Raw genomic sequence first — 19,358 nt, 5'->3', positions numbered from 1 at the left:
GATGGTAGAAACCCTGCTCGAAGTTCGTAATCTGAGCAAAACCTTTCGCTACCGGACGGGCTTATTCCGCCGTCAGACCGTTGAGGCCGTTAAACCCCTGAGCTTTACCCTGCGCGAGCGTCAGACGCTCGCCGTTATAGGTGAAAATGGTTCCGGTAAATCTACGCTGGCGAAGATGCTGGCCGGTATGATTGAGCCTACCAGCGGTGAGCTGCTGATTGACGATCACCCGTTAAAATATGGTGATTATTCATTCCGTAGTCAGCGTATCCGTATGATTTTCCAGGATCCGTCAACGTCGCTTAACCCACGGCAACGTATTTCGCAGATCCTCGATTTTCCGCTACGTCTGAACACCGACCTCGAGCCTGAACAGCGCCGCAAACAGATCATCGAGACCATGCGCATGGTCGGTCTGTTGCCTGACCATGTGAGTTATTACCCGCATATGCTGGCTCCGGGACAAAAACAGCGTCTGGGCCTTGCCCGAGCGCTCATTTTGCGACCCAAAGTCATTATCGCCGACGAAGCCCTGGCCTCTCTGGACATGTCGATGCGTTCGCAGCTCATCAATCTGATGCTGGAATTACAGGAAAAACAGGGGATTTCATATATCTATGTGACTCAGCACATCGGCATGATGAAGCACATCAGCGATCAGGTATTAGTCATGCACCAGGGTGAAGTGGTTGAACGCGGCAGTACAGCAGATGTTCTGGCCTCGCCGTTGCATGAGCTGACCCGTCGCCTGATCGCCGGTCATTTCGGCGAAGCGCTTACCGCTGACGCGTGGCGTAAAGATCGCTAGCAGATGCAGCCCTCCTCAACCGGAGGGCAATTTTGCAATCAGTGACAAACATTTGGTAAGAGCAGTGTATCAACCTCGCTAAACGCGACCGAAGGGAAAAGGGATCCCTGCATCACCCAAACACCAGCCGCGCCTACTTCGTCGATAAGCTGTTTGGTTTCCACGCCCTCCACCGCAATGCGGTCGCAATATTCGCGGATGTTTTTAATTAGCACCGGGAACATCGGTTTTTCAGCCTGATCCAGGAAAAAACCACGATCCAACTTTACAACATCAAAACGACCGCAAACCAGCGGACTGGCCCCAATGCTGCCGGAGCCCAGATCGCCCAGCCATAATGCGTTTGGACCGTCGCAAAGTGAATTAATCAGCAGATTATTCAGACATACGGTATTCGTCAGAAAACGCTCTGAAAGTTCCAGGGCGACAAAAGGCATGGCATGTAGCGCCGATTTGACGCTCGGGTCGCCAATTGCCAGCAGCGCCATTTCATCAATGAGGTTCAGAGTACAGAAAAGGTTGTGGCTCTCAAACCAATTACGCTTTTCGGCAATTAATCGAATTTGCTCGAGCATGAAATTACGTTTTTGTTCGCTATTCCACGCTGAAATGATGAACTCTGGATGTATCGGCGAAACCGTATCTGAAGCAAACCGGACGCTCATCTCAACACCCAGTAACGTATCAGTTGTGTCTCTCATCGGTTCCGCGATGAAATGATAGTGCATAAGACCACTCCAATTGATCATAACTTCCTGATAATGCACTTTTAATCACAATCAATAATAACGATCAATGTATCAATATCGATCGATAAAAACAATATATCATAACGAACTGAATACGGTCATATTTTTTGTTTTAAGAAAGTTCCTACATTGCTATGTTTTAAAACATAAGCTAGCAGCTAATAATACCATTGAGATGCCTTTAAAGCCTTGTATTTTCTCCATCCCCCCGCGCTTCGCAGAATGAATGAGACTTAACCAGGAAAGTGTTATAACCCTCATGTGTAATGAAAAGTGATTATCCGTAAGGGATGATAACTATTCTACAAGGCACAAAGAGTGGGATATAATTGCTGCCCCATTTCGGAACACCTTCAAATTGTGATCATAACTCATTGATTGCTAAAAATAAGCAATGACCATAAGGATTAAAGCTATGGGTTTTCTTTCCGGTAAGCGCATTCTGGTAACGGGTCTTGCCAGCAAACTGTCCATCGCCTGGGGTATCGCTCAGGCCATGCATCGCGAAGGGGCTGAACTGGCGTTCACCTACCAGAATGACAAACTAAAAGGCCGCGTCGAAGAATTTGCAGCTCAATTGGGTTCCAGCATCGTACTGCAGTGTGATGTGGCGGAAGACGCCAGCATTGATGCACTGTTTACCGAACTAGGCAAAGCCTGGCCGAAATTCGACGGTTTCGTGCACTCGATTGGTTTTGCGCCCGCAGACCAGCTGGATGGCGACTATGTGAATGCAGTCACCCGCGAAGGCTTCAAAATTGCTCATGACATCAGTGCTTACAGCTTTGTGGCGATGGCAAAAGCCTGCCGTTCCATGCTGAACCCAGGCTCAGCGCTGCTGACGCTATCCTATCTGGGCGCAGAGCGCGCCATCCCTAACTACAACGTGATGGGCCTGGCAAAAGCCTCACTGGAAGCGAACGTCCGCTATATGGCTAATGCGATGGGTCCTGAAGGCGTGCGTGTGAACGCTATTTCTGCCGGTCCAATCCGTACACTCGCCGCTTCCGGCATTAAAGATTTCCGTAAAATGCTGGCGCATTGTGAAGCGGTTACGCCGATTCGCCGCACTGTAACCATTGAAGATGTGGGCAACTCCGCAGCATTTTTGTGCTCCGATCTTGCTGCCGGCATCTCGGGTGAAGTCGTTCACGTCGATGGTGGCTTCAGTATCGCGGCAATGAACGAGCTGGAACTGAAATAATCGTAAGTCTTCTATGGGCGGTCTTGCCCCGCCCATGACTCTCCTCTGCCCGCCGCCATATATGCTTTTCTGATATTTATTATCACGGAACAATCTTTCATCCCCTCTTCTGCTTACGTCAGGATATTGCAGCGCAAACGATCCGGCGTAGTAGTAGACGACGTGTCCGGGTCGCCACTTTTTAGACCAAGGACCGCCCATGGAACAACGCCGAATTGAAGGCAAAAGCCACTGGTATCATGAGACGCAATCCAGCAAGCATCCGCAAGATATTCTGCCGCTGGTGCCGGAAGCCGCTCATGTCGACGACTGCTTTTTACTGGATCTGGCGATACCTGATGACGCCCTTTTGCCTTTTCAATCCTGGTTAATCCCTGCCCGTAAACTTGCCCAGGTTCTCTTCCCGGTTCACGTAAACCTGAATCAGATGCACACATTCAGCGCCTATGAACGGATGAGTACGGCGCTTACCGTCGCTCAGGTGTATGGCGTCCAGCGATTGTGCAATCACTATGCCGCGCGGTTAACACCGCTTCCTGGTCCTGACTCGTCACGGGAAAGTAACCATCGGCTGGCGCAAATCACCCAATATGCTCGCCAACTTGCCAGCTCTCCTGACGTGATAGGCGCACGCGATCGCCAGCATCTGGATGCGGTCGGGCTGACTACCAGCGATAGTATTTTGATGAATCAAATTATCGGCTTCGTCGGTTTTCAGGCCCGGACCGTGGCCCTGTTTCAGGCCTGGTTTGGACATCCGGTACGCCGAATACCGGGGCTGGATATACAGCAATTCGCTCACGCTTCGCCATTTAGTGCAACAAACGCTACCTGGCACGCTGCGCCATTCCCAATCGAAAAATATCCTGCTCAGGACGAGACGACGGCCAGACATTTTCCCGATGAACTGCAAGCGTTGGTGCCATTACTGATCCATTCACCGGTCATTTTAGATTTATTCACGACACTGATTTCCAGTACCCGGCGCAGCGCAGTACCGGTGCAGGCATTTTCACTGGCGGCGCTAATGACGTCACGGATTAACGGCAGCGTGGCCTGCTTTAATGAACAGGCACATACAGCCAATGAATTAGCTAACGTTATCGCCCTGCTTCGCCAGGAGGAACGTGAATTACAGCGTTGGGAACAGCGACATCCGGTTGAGCGCGTCACCCTGCAGGCGGTACAATGGCTAACCCGAGCGCCCGACCGTTTTAGCGCCGCGCTGTTAACCCCTTTGTTCGATCAGGGCATCTCTTCTGAACAAGCGATTAACCTGCTGGCCTGGAGCGGATTGTGCGGATGGTTGAATCGCTTGAAAATCGCGCTGGGCGAGACTTATTAACCGATCCACTTACTGAAAGAGCGCTTGCCGCAACTGAGAGAATCGCGTAAAACTGTCAGCCGCTCTTTTAGCCACGAAAATAGACAATTATGCTTCAGGACAACCCGCTGCTAGCGCAGCTTAAACAGCAACTGCATTCCCAGACGCCACGTGCTGAAGGGGTGGTAAAAGCCACGGAAAAAGGCTTTGGCTTCCTGGAAGTCGATGCACAAAAAAGCTATTTCATTCCACCGCCGCAGATGAAAAAAGTGATGCATGGCGACCGCATTGTTGCGGTTATCCATACAGAAAAAGATCGTGAATCTGCCGAGCCGGAAGAACTGATCGAACCCTTCCTGACGCACTTCGTGGGTAAAGTTCAGGGCAAAAATGATCGTCTGTCCATTGCGCCGGATCATCCGTTACTGAAAGAAGCGATCCCTTGCCGTGCCGCCCGCGGCGTTGAGCACGATTTTAAAGAAGGTGACTGGGCCGTCGCTGAAATGCGTCGCCACCCGCTGAAAGGCGATCGCACCTTCTATGCCGAGTTAACCCAATTTATCACTTTTGCTGATGACCACTTTGTCCCGTGGTGGGTCACGCTGGCACGCCATAATCTCGAAAAAGAAGCGCCGGACGGTGTGGCAACTGAGATACTGGATGAAGGTCTGGTTCGTCAGGACTTAACCGCCCTCAACTTTGTCACCATCGACAGCGCCAGCACCGAAGATATGGACGATGCGCTTTATGCTGAAGAGCTGGCCGACGGCAAACTGCAATTAACTGTCGCCATTGCCGACCCTACGGCCTGGATTGCAGAAGGCAGCAAGCTGGATAAAACAGCAAAAATTCGCGCGTTTACTAACTATCTGCCGGGGTTCAATATCCCGATGCTACCACGCGAACTGTCTGACGATCTGTGCTCTTTACGCGCGAACGAAGTGCGTCCGGTTCTGGCTTGTCGTATGACCATCACCGCGGATGGCGCGATTGAAGACAACATCACCTTCTTCGCAGCGACGATTGAGTCGAAAGCGAAGCTGGTCTACGACAACGTCTCCGACTGGCTGGAAGGTGCCGGTGACTGGCAGCCTGCAAATGACGCGATTGCTGAACAAATCCGTCTGCTACACCGTATTTGCCTGAGCCGCGGTGAATGGCGTCATAACCATGCTCTGGTATTTAAAGATCGCCCGGATTACCGTTTTGTTCTTGGTGAAAAAGGTGAAGTCCTGGACATCGTCGCTGAGCCACGCCGCATCGCAAACCGAATCGTGGAAGAATCCATGATTGCGGCAAACATATGCGCCGCCCGCGTGCTTCGCGACAAGCTCGGCTTCGGTATTTATAACGTCCATATGGGATTCGACCCGGCCAACGCCGACGCTCTGGCCGCGCTGCTAAAAACCCATGGTATGCACGTTGATGCCGAGGAAGTCCTGACGCTGGAAGGTTTCTGCAAACTGCGCCGCGAGCTGGATGCGCAGCCTTCTGGTTTCCTCGACAGCCGAATTCGCCGCTTCCAGTCTTACGCTGAAATCAGTATCGAGCCAGGGCCGCACTTTGGGCTGGGTCTGGAGGCTTATGCCACCTGGACCTCTCCTATTCGTAAATATGGCGATATGATTAACCACCGTCTGCTTAAGGCCGTCATCAAAGGTGAAACCATCGCCCGCCCTGGGGATGATACCACGGTGCAAATGGCGGAACGTCGTCGCCTGAACCGGATGGCTGAGCGTGATGTGGGCGACTGGTTATACGCCCGTTTCCTGAGTGACAAAGCCGGGACCGATACCCGCTTTGCGGCCGAGATAATTGACGTCAGCCGCGGCGGTATGCGCGTACGTTTAGTTGATAATGGTGCAGTCGCATTTATTCCTGCCCCATTCCTGCACGCCGTTCGGGACGAGCTGGTATGCAGCCAGGAAAGCGGCACGGTGCAAATTAAAGGTGAAGTGGTTTACAAAGTCACGGATGTGATTGACATAACCATCGCCGAAGTTCGCATGGAAACCCGCAGCGTTATCGCGCGTCCAGCCGCGTAACACGTATCAATCCAGCGACCTTTCTCATTTTGTGAAAGGTCGTTTCTTTTTCCCGCCCAAATTCCCACCACCGCACTACACTTCTTTCATTCGGTCAATTTTATTTTTTTACTTTTTTCAGTTCCGCTGGCTTTGCTTTTTACGGATTCTGGATTAAACATAAATATATAAAAAAAACAATACGTTCAGCCATAATCACCCCGAATGAATCATGGCTACCCATACTTTTGAGGCTCTATGCGCTTTAAACGGGATAGTACACATGATGAAAGACGTCCGGGAGCTGGTTACGTTGTATAGCTATGTGGGCACTCATAACCCCTACTGGCGTTTGTCAGAGGATTGCAACATCCTGCATTTCTCTATCGACGAAGCGTCAGAAGCTGATCAGACCATCGAATTATTACCTGAACAAGCCGATCGCATTCGCGAAATGACGGTGATCACGTCAAGTCTGTTAATGACGTTGCCCATTGAAGATGACGACATTCCCGTGCATCTGGTCGGTCGAAAAATCAATAAGCGCGAATGGGCCGGTAGCGCATCCGCCTGGGATGACACCCCTTCCGTCGCCCGCGATCTGGCCCACGGCCTCTCTTTTGCCGAACAAGTCGTTTCCGAAGCCAATTCCGTTATTGTCATTCTTGACCGCATGGGCAACATTCAGCGGTTTAATCGCCTGTGCGAAGAGTACACCGGCCTCAAAGAACGTGAAGTCATTGGTCAAAGTGTATTCACATTATTTATGAGCCGTCGTGAAGCAGCGGCTTCACGGCGCAATATTGAGGTCTTTTTTCGCGAAGGTAACTCGTATGAGGTTGAACGCTGGGTCAAGACCTGCAAAGGCCAGCGTCTGTTTCTGTTTCGCAATAAATTTGTGCATAACGGTAGCGGCAAGAACGAAATTTTTCTGATCTGTTCCGGGACCGATATCACTGAAGAACGCCGCGCGCAGGAACGACTGCGGGTGTTGGCAAATACCGACTCCATCACTGGATTACCAAACCGCAACGCAATTCATGAACTGATCAGCAATGCAATTGATAACGCGGGCGATACGCAGGTCGGTATTGCGTACCTCGATCTGGATAACTTCAAAAAGGTAAACGATGCCTACGGGCATATGTTTGGCGATCAGCTACTACAAAGCGTGTCGCTGGCAATCCTCAGTTGCCTCGAAGACAACCAGATCCTGGCGCGATTTGGCGGTGATGAATTCATTGTTCTTGCCACCGAAACATCCCAGGGCACACTGGAAGCCACCGCATCACGCATTCTGACGCGCCTGCGCCAGCCCTTCCGCATCGGTCTGATTGAAGTCTATACCGGATGCTCTATTGGTATATCCCTCGCACCTCAGCATGGCCAGGACTGCGAGAGCGTCATTCGTAACGCGGATACAGCCATGTACACCGCGAAAGAAGGCGGCCGTGGGCAGTTTTGTGTTTTTTCTCCGGAAATGAATCAGCGGGTATTTGAATATCTGTGGCTGGATACTAATCTGCGTAAGGCGCTGGATAACGATCAACTGGTTATCCATTATCAGCCAAAGATAACCTGGCGCGGTGAAGTGCGCAGCCTGGAGGCGCTGGTTCGCTGGCAATCTCCGGAACGCGGCCTCATTCCACCGCTGGAGTTTATCTCCTACGCCGAAGAATCGGGGCTCATCGTCCCGCTGGGGCGTTGGGTTATTCTCGACGTTGTGCGCCAGGTAGCGAAATGGCGCGACAAGGGAATAAACCTGCGCGTGGCGGTAAACGTTTCTGCCCGCCAGCTCGCCGACCAGACGCTGTTTACCGCACTTAAGCAGGTACTTCACGAGCTCAACTTTGAGTATTGCCCCATCGATGTTGAATTAACGGAAAGCAGTTTGATAGAAAATGAGCAACTGGCGTTGTCAGTCATTCAGCAGTTTAGCCAGTTAGGAGCGCAAATCCATTTGGATGATTTTGGTACCGGTTATTCGTCGCTGTCTCAACTGGCCCGCTTCCCGCTAGATGCCATTAAACTGGATCAGACCTTTGTCAGAGAGATCCACAAACAATCCATTTCACAATCGCTGGTACGGGCCATAGTTGCGGTAGCGCAGGCGCTCAACCTGCAGGTCATCGCCGAAGGCGTGGAAAGCGCGAAAGAGGATGCGTTTCTGACCAAAAATGGTGTCAATGAGCGTCAGGGGTTTTTATTCGCCAAACCAATGCCAGCAGCCGCATTTGAACGTTGGTATCGCCGCCACCTGAGTAAAAAACTGCGCTAATGCAGAGAGAATGAAGGCGATAAATAGCCATAAATGGACATTACTTGACGACGCTATCCGCATGTAATCACAGAATATATAATATTCTTCAATCGTTCAGGTTAATACTATTTTTCCCTTCTCTTTTGCCATGAAATTCTGCATCATGAAATTCAAACTCTATTGCCATTAGGATGACGACCATGTCTGATATCGACGCTCAGCGTCTGGCCGAACGTATTGATACCGTGCTGGATATCCTCGTTGCAGGTGATTACCACTCAGCCATTCACAATCTTGAAATTTTGAAAGCTGAACTGTTAAACACGGTCAAAGAAGATGCCGAATCTTTGGCGAAAAAGCAGAAGGCGCCATGGGAGATCTGATGACAGTGATCTTTTGATGTCGCTGCTATCAGCAAACTGCAGATAATGCAGTTTCCGTTTAATTTCCGATACGATATCGCAATAAAATTAATACTATGAATTCCCGACAACAATCTATTTTGCAGATGGTGACCGATAAAGGTCAGATGAGCGTCGCCGATCTGGCAAAAGTCACCGGTGTCTCCGAAGTGACGATTCGACAGGATCTGAACACGCTGGAAAAACAGAGTTACTTACGCCGAGCCCACGGTTTTGCTGTTTCATTGAACAGCGATGATGTTGAAACGCGCATGATGACCAATTTCACTCTGAAACGTGAACTGGCTGAATTCGCTGCATCTCTGGTCAGTCCAGGCGAATCCGTATTCATTGAGAATGGCAGCAGCAATGCACTTCTGGCCAGAACGCTGGCAGAGCAAAAAGATGTCACCATCATCACCGTGAGCAGCTACATTGCTCATCTGCTCAAAGAAACGCCCTGTGAAGTGATACTTCTCGGTGGAATTTACCAGAAAAAAAGTGAGAGCATGGTCGGCCCTTTAACTCGCCAGTTTATCCAGCAGGTACACTTCAGTAAGGCCTTTATCGGCATTGACGGCTGGCAGGCTGATACCGGTTTTACCGGACGCGATATGATGCGTTCTGACGTGGTTAACGCGGTGCTGGAAAAAGGCGCAGAAGTTATTGTGTTGACCGACAGCTCAAAATTCGACGCCATTCACCCTTACACGCTGGGTCCATTAGAGCGATTCAGCCGCGTAGTAACGGACTCCAGACTCAGCGCCAGCGTACAAATGCAGCTCGAACATTCAGGATTAATCGTCAATATCATTGATGCCCACGCATAAAATCTTCAGTAGATGGTTTGTCAGCAGACAAATCATCTGCTCTCTGAGAGTTATCTGACAATCCAATTAAGACTTTTTACCTGTCGTTAACAGGATAAAGTCGTAAAATTAATGTTAGCGATATAACAGGAACGAACCTCCAACTTCAGGATAGTGTTTGTAATGACTTCGCTAAACGGTTTCACGGAAATATCTTCGATAGTCTTAATTTGACGCTATCCTTAAAGAACACTGGATTCCGTGAATCAATAATTCAGGAGAAAGTATTATGTTAGTAACGAGCAAAAAAATGACCGCTGCCATTCTGGCGATTACTCTGGCAATGTCGCTGAGTGCCTGCTCTAACTGGTCCAAACGAGATCGTAACACCGCAATCGGTGCTGGTGCAGGTGCAATAGGTGGTGCAGTCCTGACTGACGGTAGCACGCTGGGTACGCTGGGTGGTGCTGCAGTAGGTGGTATTATTGGCCACCAGGTGGGTAAATAATCTACGGTTAAACGGCTCGATATAATAATACGTTTACTTTTTCAGGTCTTTATTATTAAAAAGCCACGGAAATTTTCCGTGGCTTTTTTATTAACCGCCAGCTAGTTTAACTTTCATTCCTTTAGCTTCCAGCAGCGATTTAATCAGGTCGCGTTTATCCCCCTGAATTTCAATCACGCCATCTTTCACTGCTCCACCGCAACCACACTTTTTCTTCAGTTCTGCGGCTAATTTGGTCAGTTCGGCATCGTCTTGATCAATACCGGTAATCAGGCACACGCCCTTCCCTTTGCGACCACTGGTCTGGCGCTGGATACGAACAATGCCATCGCCTTTTGGACGCTCAGGCGCTGTTTTCGGTTCATCAATACGCCCGGAGTCGGTTGAGTAGACCAGACGAGAGTTTGAGTCGTTCATTTACGCACCTCGTTTCAGGGAAGCATTGATCATCTTCAGCGTCTGCGCGGGATCGGCCGACTGGGTGACCGGACGACCAATCACCATGTAATCCACACCTGCTAATTGCGCCTGTTCCGGTGTCATAATACGACGCTGATCGCCCGCCTCGCTGCCTTCTGGACGAATACCCGGTGTCACCAGCTTAAATGCCTGGCCCAACGCCTGCTTGAATCGCACCGCTTCCTGAGCTGAGCATACGACACCATCCAGACCACAATTCTGGGTTAAGCGCGCCAGTCTTTCAGCATAATCCGCAGGTGACAACGTCACGCCTAGATCGGCGAGGTCGCTGGCTTCCATACTGGTCAGAACCGTCACGGCAATCAGTAGCGGCGCGTCCTGGCCAAAAGGCACTAAGGCTTCACGGGCTGCAGTCATCATACGCGCCCCGCCAGAAGCGTGAACGTTAACCATCCAGACGCCAAGTTCGGCAGCAGCGGCAACTGCATGTGCGGTGGTATTGGGAATATCATGAAATTTCAAATCAAGAAAGATGTCAAAACCACGCTGTTGTAGATCGCGAACCAACTGAGGTCCAAAAAGCGTGAACATCTCTTTGCCCACTTTCAAACGGCAATCACGAGGATCAATTCTGTCAACAAAAGCTAATGCTTTATCACGATTAGAATAATCGAGAGCGACAACGACAGGGGAATCGGTAACAGCACGAGAAGAAGATGAAGCAGTAAACGTCATGACCAGACCTTCTTGAGGATGGGCGCCCACGGCGGCGCGAAATGGGTAAACGGCGTGCATTCTACCTGCGGTAATAGAAAATTAACAGGCGCGATTACATTTCTGCCAGGCGAACCGGCAACGGAGGTTGAGGATGGATCGATTACACACCAACAGTATGTTGTAACTAAAATGAGGTTTTTTTAAAAATTACAGCCCATCAAGTCCGCGAATGGGCTTAATGGTTGACCATGAACGGCAGGATGGACAGTGCCAGTACAGCGTATACGCCGTAAAACCGCACTTCTGGCAGCGGTAGCGCGGTTTACTGCGTACCTGCTCTCCGACCATATCGCGCAGAACCATCAGGCTCTCTTTGGCACGCCCTTCTTCGGCTTCGTGGAGATGATAATCCATCAGCTTGTGGAACACGCGCATCGTAGGATGACGTTGCAGCTGACGAGTGATATAGACCTGAGCGGTATCAGCCCCCTCACGCGCCTCAAGAATATCCGCCAGCATCAGTTCGGCGGCGGCACCAGTATTCTCCTCGACGGCCCGACGTAAAAACTCCGCCCACTCATCGTTTTTCCCCAGATGCTGGTAGCAGCTTTGCAGCATTTCCAGCGTTTCGCTGACCAGCTCTTTATCCTGGGAAATGACCCGTTGCAGGCTTTCAACCGCCTTCGCGTAATCACCTTTTTCCATGTACACGCGACCCATCATGATGGATACCCGTGCACTGTTTTTGTCTGCCGCGGCGCCTTTTTTCAACAGCGTCATAGCGCGATCCATATCGTCGCTACCCATTTGCTGTAAGGCCAGTTCGCAGTAGAAGTGGGCTATCTCATTACGCTGTTTGTCTTTGCCGAGTTTTACCAGACGCTCTGCTACATCAATGGCTTTTTGCCATTCGCTGGTGGCCTGATAAATTTGCAACAGTTGCTGTAATGCGCCAACCCGAAAATCAGTTTCATCGGTAAGCTGATTGAACATGTCTTCCGCGCGGTCGTACAGTCCCGCGGCCATGTAGTCGCGCCCCAGCTGTTGCACGGCCAGCAAACGCTGCTCGTAGGTCAGCGAGGCACTTTCCATTAACGTTTGATGGATGCGGATTGCGCGATCGACTTCACCGCGAGAGCGGAACAGGTTTCCGAGGGTGAGATGAGCCTCAACGGTGCCTGTGTCCTCTTTTAGCATATCAAGGAACAGATCTACCGCTTTATCTTGTTGGTTGCTCAGGAGGAAGTTAACCCCGGCGACATAGTCACGAGAAAGGCGGTTAGCTTCATCCTGCTTGGTTTGTTGCGCACTTCTGCGACCCATATACCACCCATAGGCAGCGGCTACAGGTAAAAGCAGAAACAACAACTCCAACATAAATAATTATTCCTTCACAACCGACGAATCGGCAGATACCGCAACGTCGGTCGCAGGCGCAAGCTGGTTTTCCAGTCGTTTGATTTTACGTTCGGCGCGCGCAAGAGACACACGAACCTTCAGCCAGAAAAGGCCGCAAATTAGCCAACCAATCGCAAACCCTGCGGCAAACAATACAGCAAGCAGCGTAGAGATACGATACTCACCCTGAGCCAGCAGGTAATTAAACGTAACCTGTTGATCGTTTTGCGCACCCAATGTCACCGAAATAACAAAAATCGCCAACACCAGTAAGAAAATGAGTAAATATTTCACATTACTTCCCGTTATGTGGTTTGAGCGAATAAATCGTGTCCAACTTACCGCGTTGAGCCCTTTAAATTACCATTTTCACAACGAGTGCGAAACGGAAAAGCGCTTTCCACTTTCTGATTTAAGGGCAAAATTTGAAAAATCAATCATCGCTAGCTTTCTTGTTCTCGCTGCGCGATTTCTTTTTCCTCCTGCACTGGTGGGGTTAATGGTCCGCATACCCGCTGTGCAAGCCAGGTTGCCAGCGTCACCAACAGCCACGAAATCAGCGTTGCCACCACCAAATCACAGGGCCAGTGCATGCCTAACAGCAAGCGGCTGCCCATCACGCCGGTCGCCCAGATCAGCAAAAACACAATCGTCAGCATACGTCTGCGCGGCCATAACAGCCCTACGCCCAGTAAAGCCCAACTGGCGGCAAACATCGTATGTCCGGACGGAAAGGCAAACCCCGTTTCTTTTTGCCAGTGCTTGCGTAAAAACGTTGGAATATCCTGCTGTTCGGCCAATTGTTCTTTGACTAAATGCCCACGATCTTTACGTTTTAAAGTGTAGAACTCATCAACCGGAATATGGTGCGTTTTTTCCAGCCACACGACAAAAGGTCGCGGTTCTTGCACCCTGTCTTTTACCCAGGACTTCACGCCCTGTCCCACTAAAATCGCCGCTGCCAGAATAGCAAACAGCATTACCGCGGCTTTAAGTCGAAAACGCAAGCACCACAGAAACCATGCACAAAGCGCAACGTGAGTGATAATTCCCCACGGCTGCGTCACCGTTTCCGTTACCCAGTACAAGGACTTTAACCACCAGACATTGTGCCCCGGCTGCCAGCTCCAGCCTGATATCCATACGGCAACCGGCATGATAAGTAGCAGTCCGGTCCCCACTGCGGTGCGCTTTGCAATAGACAGCATTGCCTCTCCTTTCGTCGATAAGTATCACAATCATAACTGAAAAATTCACACGTCGGGAAAATTGACAATTTTGTGCCATTCCAAAAGCGAATCCGTGGTCGCGATTAGGTGAACGTCGTTGCCTTATGGCAAAATAGTGTAATACAGAACAGAAGCCGACAGGCGAGGCACGACGAGTGCCAGCATAATCTGGAGAATTACATGCAGCTTAAACGTGTGGCAGAAGCCAAACTGCCAACCCCCTGGGGTGATTTCCTGATGGTGGGATTTGAAGAACTGGCAACCGGACACGATCATGTCGCACTGGTTTTTGGTGATATAACAGGCCAAACACCTGTCCTGGCGCGCGTCCACTCCGAATGTCTGACTGGCGATGCGCTGTTTAGCCTGCGTTGCGATTGCGGTTTCCAGCTCGAAGCGGCCCTCACCCACATTGCAGAAGAAGGGCGTGGCATTCTGCTTTATCACCGTCAGGAAGGACGCAACATTGGCCTGCTCAACAAAATCCGCGCTTACGCGTTGCAGGACCAGGGTTATGATACCGTTGAAGCGAATCATCAGTTGGGATTTGCGGCAGACGAGCGCGATTTCACGCTGTGTGCCGATATGTTCAAGCTGCTGGGCGTGGATGCGGTACGTTTGCTGACCAATAACCCGAAGAAAGTAGAAATCCTGACCGAAGCGGGAATCAATATTGTTGAACGCGTGCCGCTGATCGTGGGCCGTAATCCAAAAAATGAACATTATCTGGACACCAAAGCCGCCAAGATGGGACATTTGCTGGGCAAATAATCGTTGTCACCGCCTATCAAAAAGCCTGCTCTCGCAGGCTTTTTTGCATTTTAATTCAACATATTACGAATCACGTAGTGCAGAATGCCGTCGTTTTGGTAATACGTTAGCTCCGTCGCGGTATCAATGCGACAGCGGCATAGAATCACCTCTTTACGCCCATCTGCGCGTACCATACTCACCGGAACTGTCGCCCCCGGTTTAATGTTTTGTAGGTCCGTAATATCGATCGCCTCCTCACCGGTTAATCCCAGCGTTTTACGCGTGACGCCCTGCGGGAATTCCAGCGGTAAAATGCCCATGCCAATCAGGTTAGAACGGTGAATTCGCTCAAAAGACTCTGCGATAACCACGCGAACGCCCAGCAAACGTGGGCCTTTCGCCGCCCAGTCGCGGCTGGAGCCGGATCCATACTCTTTCCCAGCAATCACCGCCAGAGGCACGTTCTCCTGCTGGTATTGCATGGCCGCATCATAAATAGCCACCACTTCGGTTCCCGGCAAATGACGCGTCATGCCACCTTCCACGCCAGGTACCATCTCATTGCGAATACGAATATTGGCAAAGGTACCACGCATCATCACTTCATGATTCCCGCGTCGCGAACCGTAGGAGTTAAAATCTTTACGCTCAACGCCATGGCTTTGCAGATAACGCCCCGCCGGACTGTCTGGTTTAATACTGCCGGCAGGAGAAATATGGTCGGTGGTAACAGAATCTCCGAGCATCGCCAGAATACGCGCACCGTGAATGTCCTGAACCGGATCCGGCGTAGCCTGCATACCATCGAAGAACGGTGACAAACGGATATAGGTCGAGTCAGACTGCCAGCCATAGGTATCAGCGCGATCAACCTGGATTGCTTTCCATTCTGGCGTGCCTTCAAAGACTTCAGCATACTCTTTATGGAACATGGCGGTAGAGACCTGCTCAACGGCGCGGGCAATTTCCTTGGCTGTCGGCCAAATATCTTTCAGATAAACAGGATCGCCTTTTCTGTCATGGCCTAACGGATCTTTCGTCAGGTTGATATTCATATTCCCCGCCAGCGCGTAGGCCACCACCAGCGGCGGAGACGCCAGCCAGTTGGTCTTCACGAGCGGATGGATACGACCTTCAAAGTTACGGTTTCCAGAAAGCACTGCCCCAACCGTAAGATCGCCTTTTTTGATGGCTGTTTCGATAGGATCGGGTAAGGGTCCAGAGTTGCCAATACAGGTGGTACAGCCATAACCCACAAGATTAAATCCCAGCTCATCAAGGTACGGAGTGAACCCTGCCTTTGCCAGATAATCGGAAACCACCTTCGATCCTGGCGCCAACGAGGCTTTCACCCATGGCTGGCGTTTCAAACCAAGCGTTACGGCTTTTTTCGCCAGCAGCCCCGCCGCCATCAATACGCTTGGGTTTGAGGTGTTGGTACAAGAGGTGATAGCGGCTATCACCACCGCGCCGTCCGGCAGCTTATACTGCTGACCGCTCATGGTATAGTCCACTGGCTGACGGTCTTTCAGCGAGCTATTCACCTCGAGTTCATTACTCGCCGAAAAGGCTTTCGGCACATCAGCCAGCGCCACCCGATCCTGCGGACGCTTCGGTCCAGCAAGGCTTGCCTCTACGCTGCCCATATCCAGCTCCAACGAACTGGTAAACACAGGTTCATCCCCTGGGTTACGCCACATTCCCTGCGCTTTGGCATAGGCATTGACCAACTCAACCTGTTCCTCACTGCGCCCGCTCAGACGCATATACTCAAGGGTAATGTCATCGATCGGGAAGAAACCGCAGGTTGCGCCGTATTCCGGTGCCATGTTCGCAATGGTTGCTCGATCGGCCAGAGGTAAGGTGTCCAGCCCATCACCGTAGAATTCAACGAATTTACCGACTACACCGTGCTTACGCAGCATCTGGGTGACGGTCAGAACCAGGTCGGTGGCAGTGATACCTTCCCGCAGTTTACCCACCAGTTTAAAGCCCACAACATCCGGGATCAGCATTGAGACCGGTTGACCCAGCATTGCCGCTTCAGCTTCAATGCCTCCAACGCCCCAGCCCAGCACACCGAGACCATTAATCATCGTTGTATGGGAATCGGTACCGACCAGTGTATCGGGATAAGCCACCCATTCACCGTCCTGTAACTCGCTCCAGACAGCTTTGCCAAGATATTCAAGGTTAACCTGGTGGCAAATCCCCGTACCCGGCGGTACAACGCTGAAGCGACTAAATGCCTGCTGTCCCCATTTCAGGAACACATAACGTTCATGGTTACGTTCCATTTCCAGACGCACGTTTTCTTCGAAAGCATCATCATCACCAAAACGATCCACCGTTACCGAGTGGTCAATGACAAGATCCACTGGCGAAAGCGGATTCACTTTTGCCGTATCCCCACCCAGACGTTTCACCGCTTCGCGCATGGCGGCGAGATCGACCACCGCCGGCACGCCGGTAAAATCCTGCATCAGAACACGAGCAGGTCGATAGGCAATTTCTCGATCGGCATGAGCGGTCTTCAGCCAATGCGCAAGCGCATGAATATCATCTTCGGTAACGGAATTACCGTCCTGCCAGCGAAGCAGGTTTTCCAGCAAAACTTTTAGCGATTTCGGTAAACGGGTGATATCACCCAGTGATTTAGCGGCCAGCGGCAGACTGTAGTAACGGTAGGTTTTATCTTTAACCTGCAATGTGTCCTTACTGGCTTCTCGTAGGGTCGACGACATAGCTCCTCCTTAATGACAGGGTTGGATCCCCTGATTTTCCTCAGGGTTAGTATTAAAGATAACACAAACAAAATGTAACGCTTTGATAACAACTCAAATTGATAAAAGTGGAGGGCTACAAAAGGGGGAACTGAAGTATCTGGCGAGGAGAAAGGTTTAAGCGGTCAAGCTTAATACGGTGATAAGCATGGCTCATCACGATTGCCCGGAATAAAATATTTGCAGTACAAGACAACAGACTAATAATAATTATAAAATTCGTATCAATTATTGTTTCTGTTCATCATCATCCGCAAACAGATCGATAAACGCCCGTTGTTCAGGAGAGAGTTTCCAGGTCGCTGGAATATTCGGCTTATTCTCTGCGCTGCGTTGACTCTCTTGTTCAGGGTCATCCGGAGATGGCATCACGGTGGAGCGTTGTTCCAGTGTGGACATGACCTATCCCCACACGTTCCAGGCCACGAGCGCGACAATAACCCAGAACACGGCAGAGCCAAGAAACACAGCGAACCAGGCTTTACGTTTCATGACGGGATCCCGGCGTGCTGGCTGGTTTCCTGAAGGCATCGCTAACCTCATACTATCGAAATCACTTATCATTTAAGCACCAAACAATCGGTACAATTAATCATCAGATAGGAGGAATCCTAATAAAAAAGGTCAAAAAAAGCCAGTTAATTTTCATACTCGACCTGATAAATAAATTAATTATTTGATCGGTTATAAATATTTGAGAGGGGTTTTTGGCGACCTTACTAATTTGAAACTACTTTAGCAAGTGTTTACCATAAACAATATATGGTTAATATATAGAGGAAAAATATTGAATAGATTCAGACTCTGCCGTCGGTATCGCTTTATGTTTGAGGATACCGACGAGGTAACAGCCGTTATTATTTCTCAGGCAATTTAATATCTTTAAACATGGCTTCAATATCGTCGTTGGAACGTAGCGCCACCGCCGTATCCACCACATCACGCGTCAGATGCGGCGCGAAACGTTGAATAAAATCATACATGTAACTGCGTAAAAAAGTGCTGCGACGAAAACCAATCTTGGTGGTGCTATGGCTGAAGATATCATGGGCATCAACGCGCACCAGGTCAGGGTCGGAGACAGGATCAACCGCCATACTGGCAATTACCCCCACGCCAAGGCCCAGGCGTACATAGGTCTTAATGACATCGGCATCGGTCGCGGTAAAAACTATACGCGGCTCAAGCCCCGCACGGTTGAACGCGGTGTCCAGTTCCGAACGTCCGGTAAATCCGAACGTGTAGGTCACCAGTGGATACTGCGCCAGTTCTTCAATGGATACGGCGGATTTGCCCGCCAACGGATGGTCCGGCGTAACGACAATCGAACGGTTCCAGTGGTAGCAAGGCAGCATCACCAGATCGTCATACAGGTGCAGGGCTTCCGTCGCGATAGCAAAATCTGCATTCCCTTTCGAGACGGCTTCGGCGATTTGCGTCGGCGATCCCTGGTGCATATGCAATGAGACGCGTGGATAACGCTCAATAAAGCCTTTAATAACGTTCGGCAAAGCGTAACGCGCCTGAGTGTGCGTGGTGGCGATATACAGTGAGCCTTTGTCCGGCCAGGTATGTTCGCCAGCAACGGACTTAATGGCATCCACCTTCGACAAAACTTCTCGCGCGATTCGAATGACTTCCTGGCCCGCTGGCGTAACCTGGGTCAGGTGCTTACCGCTACGGGCAAAAATCTGGATGCCAAGTTCATCTTCCAGCATACGAACTTGCTTACTGATACCTGGCTGCGAGGTATAAAGCCCTTCCGCCGTTGAGGAGACATTAAGGTTGTGGTTCACCACCTCAACAATGTAGCGAAGCTGCTGTAATTTCATGTTAAGCCATCCCGATTTGCGCCATCAAATCATCGTTTCAGAGCAGGCTCGTTGGCGCTGCTAATACGATTTAATAATAAAAAGTGTGTTAACTATAACCACTATATCATTTCTATGTGAGCTGTATAGGGATGACAAA

The 19,358-nt window shown here is 50.4% G+C and carries 19 protein-coding genes; 9 read left to right on the top strand and 10 right to left on the bottom strand.

The genetic code is table 11. The annotated features are described in order from the left end of the window. Position 1 precedes the first annotated feature (1 nt). Entirely contained in the window at positions 2 to 808 is an 807-nt protein-coding gene (sapF, locus tag OGV38_RS15010; RefSeq protein WP_016153235.1) for a peptide ABC transporter ATP-binding protein SapF, read from the top strand. Positions 809 to 846: 38 nt separating this feature from the next. Here the strand turns inward: sapF and OGV38_RS15005 are convergent, their stop codons facing one another. Then, positions 847 to 1,536 (bottom strand): EAL domain-containing protein, encoded by a 690-nt coding sequence (locus OGV38_RS15005; protein WP_047500365.1) that lies wholly within the window; start codon positions 1,534 to 1,536, stop codon positions 847 to 849. Positions 1,537 to 1,972: 436 nt separating this feature from the next. On the opposite strand from OGV38_RS15005, the gene fabI reads away from it, so the two are divergent. From fabI to osmB, 7 genes are all read left to right on the top strand, one after another. Beyond that, positions 1,973 to 2,761: an enoyl-ACP reductase FabI gene (fabI, locus tag OGV38_RS15000; protein ID WP_016156642.1), complete on the top strand. Its 789-nt coding sequence runs from the start codon at positions 1,973 to 1,975 to the stop codon at positions 2,759 to 2,761. 199 nt (positions 2,762 to 2,960) lie between these two features. After that, complete coding sequence (locus tag OGV38_RS14995) at positions 2,961 to 4,106, top strand: carboxymuconolactone decarboxylase family protein (protein ID WP_137380327.1); 1,146 nt, start codon at positions 2,961 to 2,963, stop codon at positions 4,104 to 4,106. An 89-nt stretch (positions 4,107 to 4,195) separates the two neighbouring features. Next, complete coding sequence (locus OGV38_RS14990) at positions 4,196 to 6,130, top strand: exoribonuclease II (RefSeq protein ID WP_286473841.1); 1,935 nt, start codon at positions 4,196 to 4,198, stop codon at positions 6,128 to 6,130. A 265-nt stretch (positions 6,131 to 6,395) separates the two neighbouring features. Next, the gene (gene pdeR, locus OGV38_RS14985) at positions 6,396 to 8,387 is read left to right on the top strand and encodes a cyclic di-GMP phosphodiesterase (protein WP_137367079.1); all 1,992 of its coding nucleotides are present in this window, start codon (positions 6,396 to 6,398) and stop codon (positions 8,385 to 8,387) included. Between the two features lie 182 nt (positions 8,388 to 8,569). Continuing rightward, positions 8,570 to 8,752, top strand: coding sequence for a YciZ family protein (locus tag OGV38_RS14980; protein WP_016153241.1), 183 nt, complete (start codon positions 8,570 to 8,572; stop codon positions 8,750 to 8,752). Between the two features lie 95 nt (positions 8,753 to 8,847). Then, positions 8,848 to 9,600, top strand: coding sequence for a DNA-binding transcriptional regulator YciT (gene yciT / locus OGV38_RS14975; RefSeq protein WP_016153242.1), 753 nt, complete (start codon positions 8,848 to 8,850; stop codon positions 9,598 to 9,600). A 268-nt stretch (positions 9,601 to 9,868) separates the two neighbouring features. After that, positions 9,869 to 10,087, top strand: a complete 219-nt coding sequence (osmB, locus tag OGV38_RS14970; RefSeq protein ID WP_003020583.1) for an osmotically-inducible lipoprotein OsmB — start codon at positions 9,869 to 9,871, stop codon at positions 10,085 to 10,087. A 90-nt stretch (positions 10,088 to 10,177) separates the two neighbouring features. On the opposite strand, the gene yciH is transcribed toward osmB, so the two are convergent. The 5 genes from yciH to pgpB all read right to left on the bottom strand — a co-directional run bounded on the left by yciH (position 10,178) and on the right by pgpB (position 13,830). Beyond that, entirely contained in the window at positions 10,178 to 10,504 is a 327-nt protein-coding gene (gene yciH / locus OGV38_RS14965) for a stress response translation initiation inhibitor YciH (protein ID WP_016153243.1), read from the bottom strand. After that, positions 10,505 to 11,242, bottom strand: a complete 738-nt coding sequence (pyrF, locus tag OGV38_RS14960; protein ID WP_049282555.1) for an orotidine-5'-phosphate decarboxylase — start codon at positions 11,240 to 11,242, stop codon at positions 10,505 to 10,507. A gap of 189 nt (positions 11,243 to 11,431) precedes the next feature. Further along, on the bottom strand, positions 11,432 to 12,601 hold the full coding sequence (lapB, locus tag OGV38_RS14955; protein ID WP_016153245.1) for a lipopolysaccharide assembly protein LapB: 1,170 nt from the start codon (positions 12,599 to 12,601) through the stop codon (positions 11,432 to 11,434). 6 nt (positions 12,602 to 12,607) lie between these two features. Continuing rightward, positions 12,608 to 12,916: a LapA family protein gene (locus tag OGV38_RS14950; RefSeq protein WP_006684318.1), complete on the bottom strand. Its 309-nt coding sequence runs from the start codon at positions 12,914 to 12,916 to the stop codon at positions 12,608 to 12,610. Between the two features lie 149 nt (positions 12,917 to 13,065). After that, positions 13,066 to 13,830: a phosphatidylglycerophosphatase B gene (gene pgpB / locus OGV38_RS14945; RefSeq protein WP_181500345.1), complete on the bottom strand. Its 765-nt coding sequence runs from the start codon at positions 13,828 to 13,830 to the stop codon at positions 13,066 to 13,068. 201 nt (positions 13,831 to 14,031) lie between these two features. On the opposite strand from pgpB, the gene ribA reads away from it, so the two are divergent. After that, the gene (gene ribA / locus OGV38_RS14940; RefSeq protein WP_016153247.1) at positions 14,032 to 14,622 is read left to right on the top strand and encodes a GTP cyclohydrolase II; all 591 of its coding nucleotides are present in this window, start codon (positions 14,032 to 14,034) and stop codon (positions 14,620 to 14,622) included. Positions 14,623 to 14,672: 50 nt separating this feature from the next. On the opposite strand, the gene acnA is transcribed toward ribA, so the two are convergent. From acnA to cysB, 4 genes are all read right to left on the bottom strand, one after another. Continuing rightward, positions 14,673 to 17,348, bottom strand: a complete 2,676-nt coding sequence (gene acnA, locus OGV38_RS14935) for an aconitate hydratase AcnA (RefSeq protein WP_016153248.1) — start codon at positions 17,346 to 17,348, stop codon at positions 14,673 to 14,675. A gap of 267 nt (positions 17,349 to 17,615) precedes the next feature. Next, on the bottom strand, positions 17,616 to 17,786 hold the full coding sequence (locus tag OGV38_RS14930) for a YciX family protein (RefSeq protein ID WP_165500163.1): 171 nt from the start codon (positions 17,784 to 17,786) through the stop codon (positions 17,616 to 17,618). A gap of 3 nt (positions 17,787 to 17,789) precedes the next feature. Next, positions 17,790 to 17,951: a YmiA family putative membrane protein gene (locus OGV38_RS14925; RefSeq protein ID WP_165500010.1), complete on the bottom strand. Its 162-nt coding sequence runs from the start codon at positions 17,949 to 17,951 to the stop codon at positions 17,790 to 17,792. Positions 17,952 to 18,244: 293 nt separating this feature from the next. Next, the gene (gene cysB / locus OGV38_RS14920; protein ID WP_016153251.1) at positions 18,245 to 19,219 is read right to left on the bottom strand and encodes an HTH-type transcriptional regulator CysB; all 975 of its coding nucleotides are present in this window, start codon (positions 19,217 to 19,219) and stop codon (positions 18,245 to 18,247) included. Positions 19,220 to 19,358 lie beyond the last annotated feature (139 nt).

This window comes from Citrobacter sp. Cb080 (genome assembly GCF_030334745.1).
Lineage (GTDB): Bacteria > Pseudomonadota > Gammaproteobacteria > Enterobacterales > Enterobacteriaceae > Citrobacter > Citrobacter braakii.
Note: the sequence above shows the minus strand (reverse complement) of the source record. Positions and strands in the feature narration are given on the sequence as shown.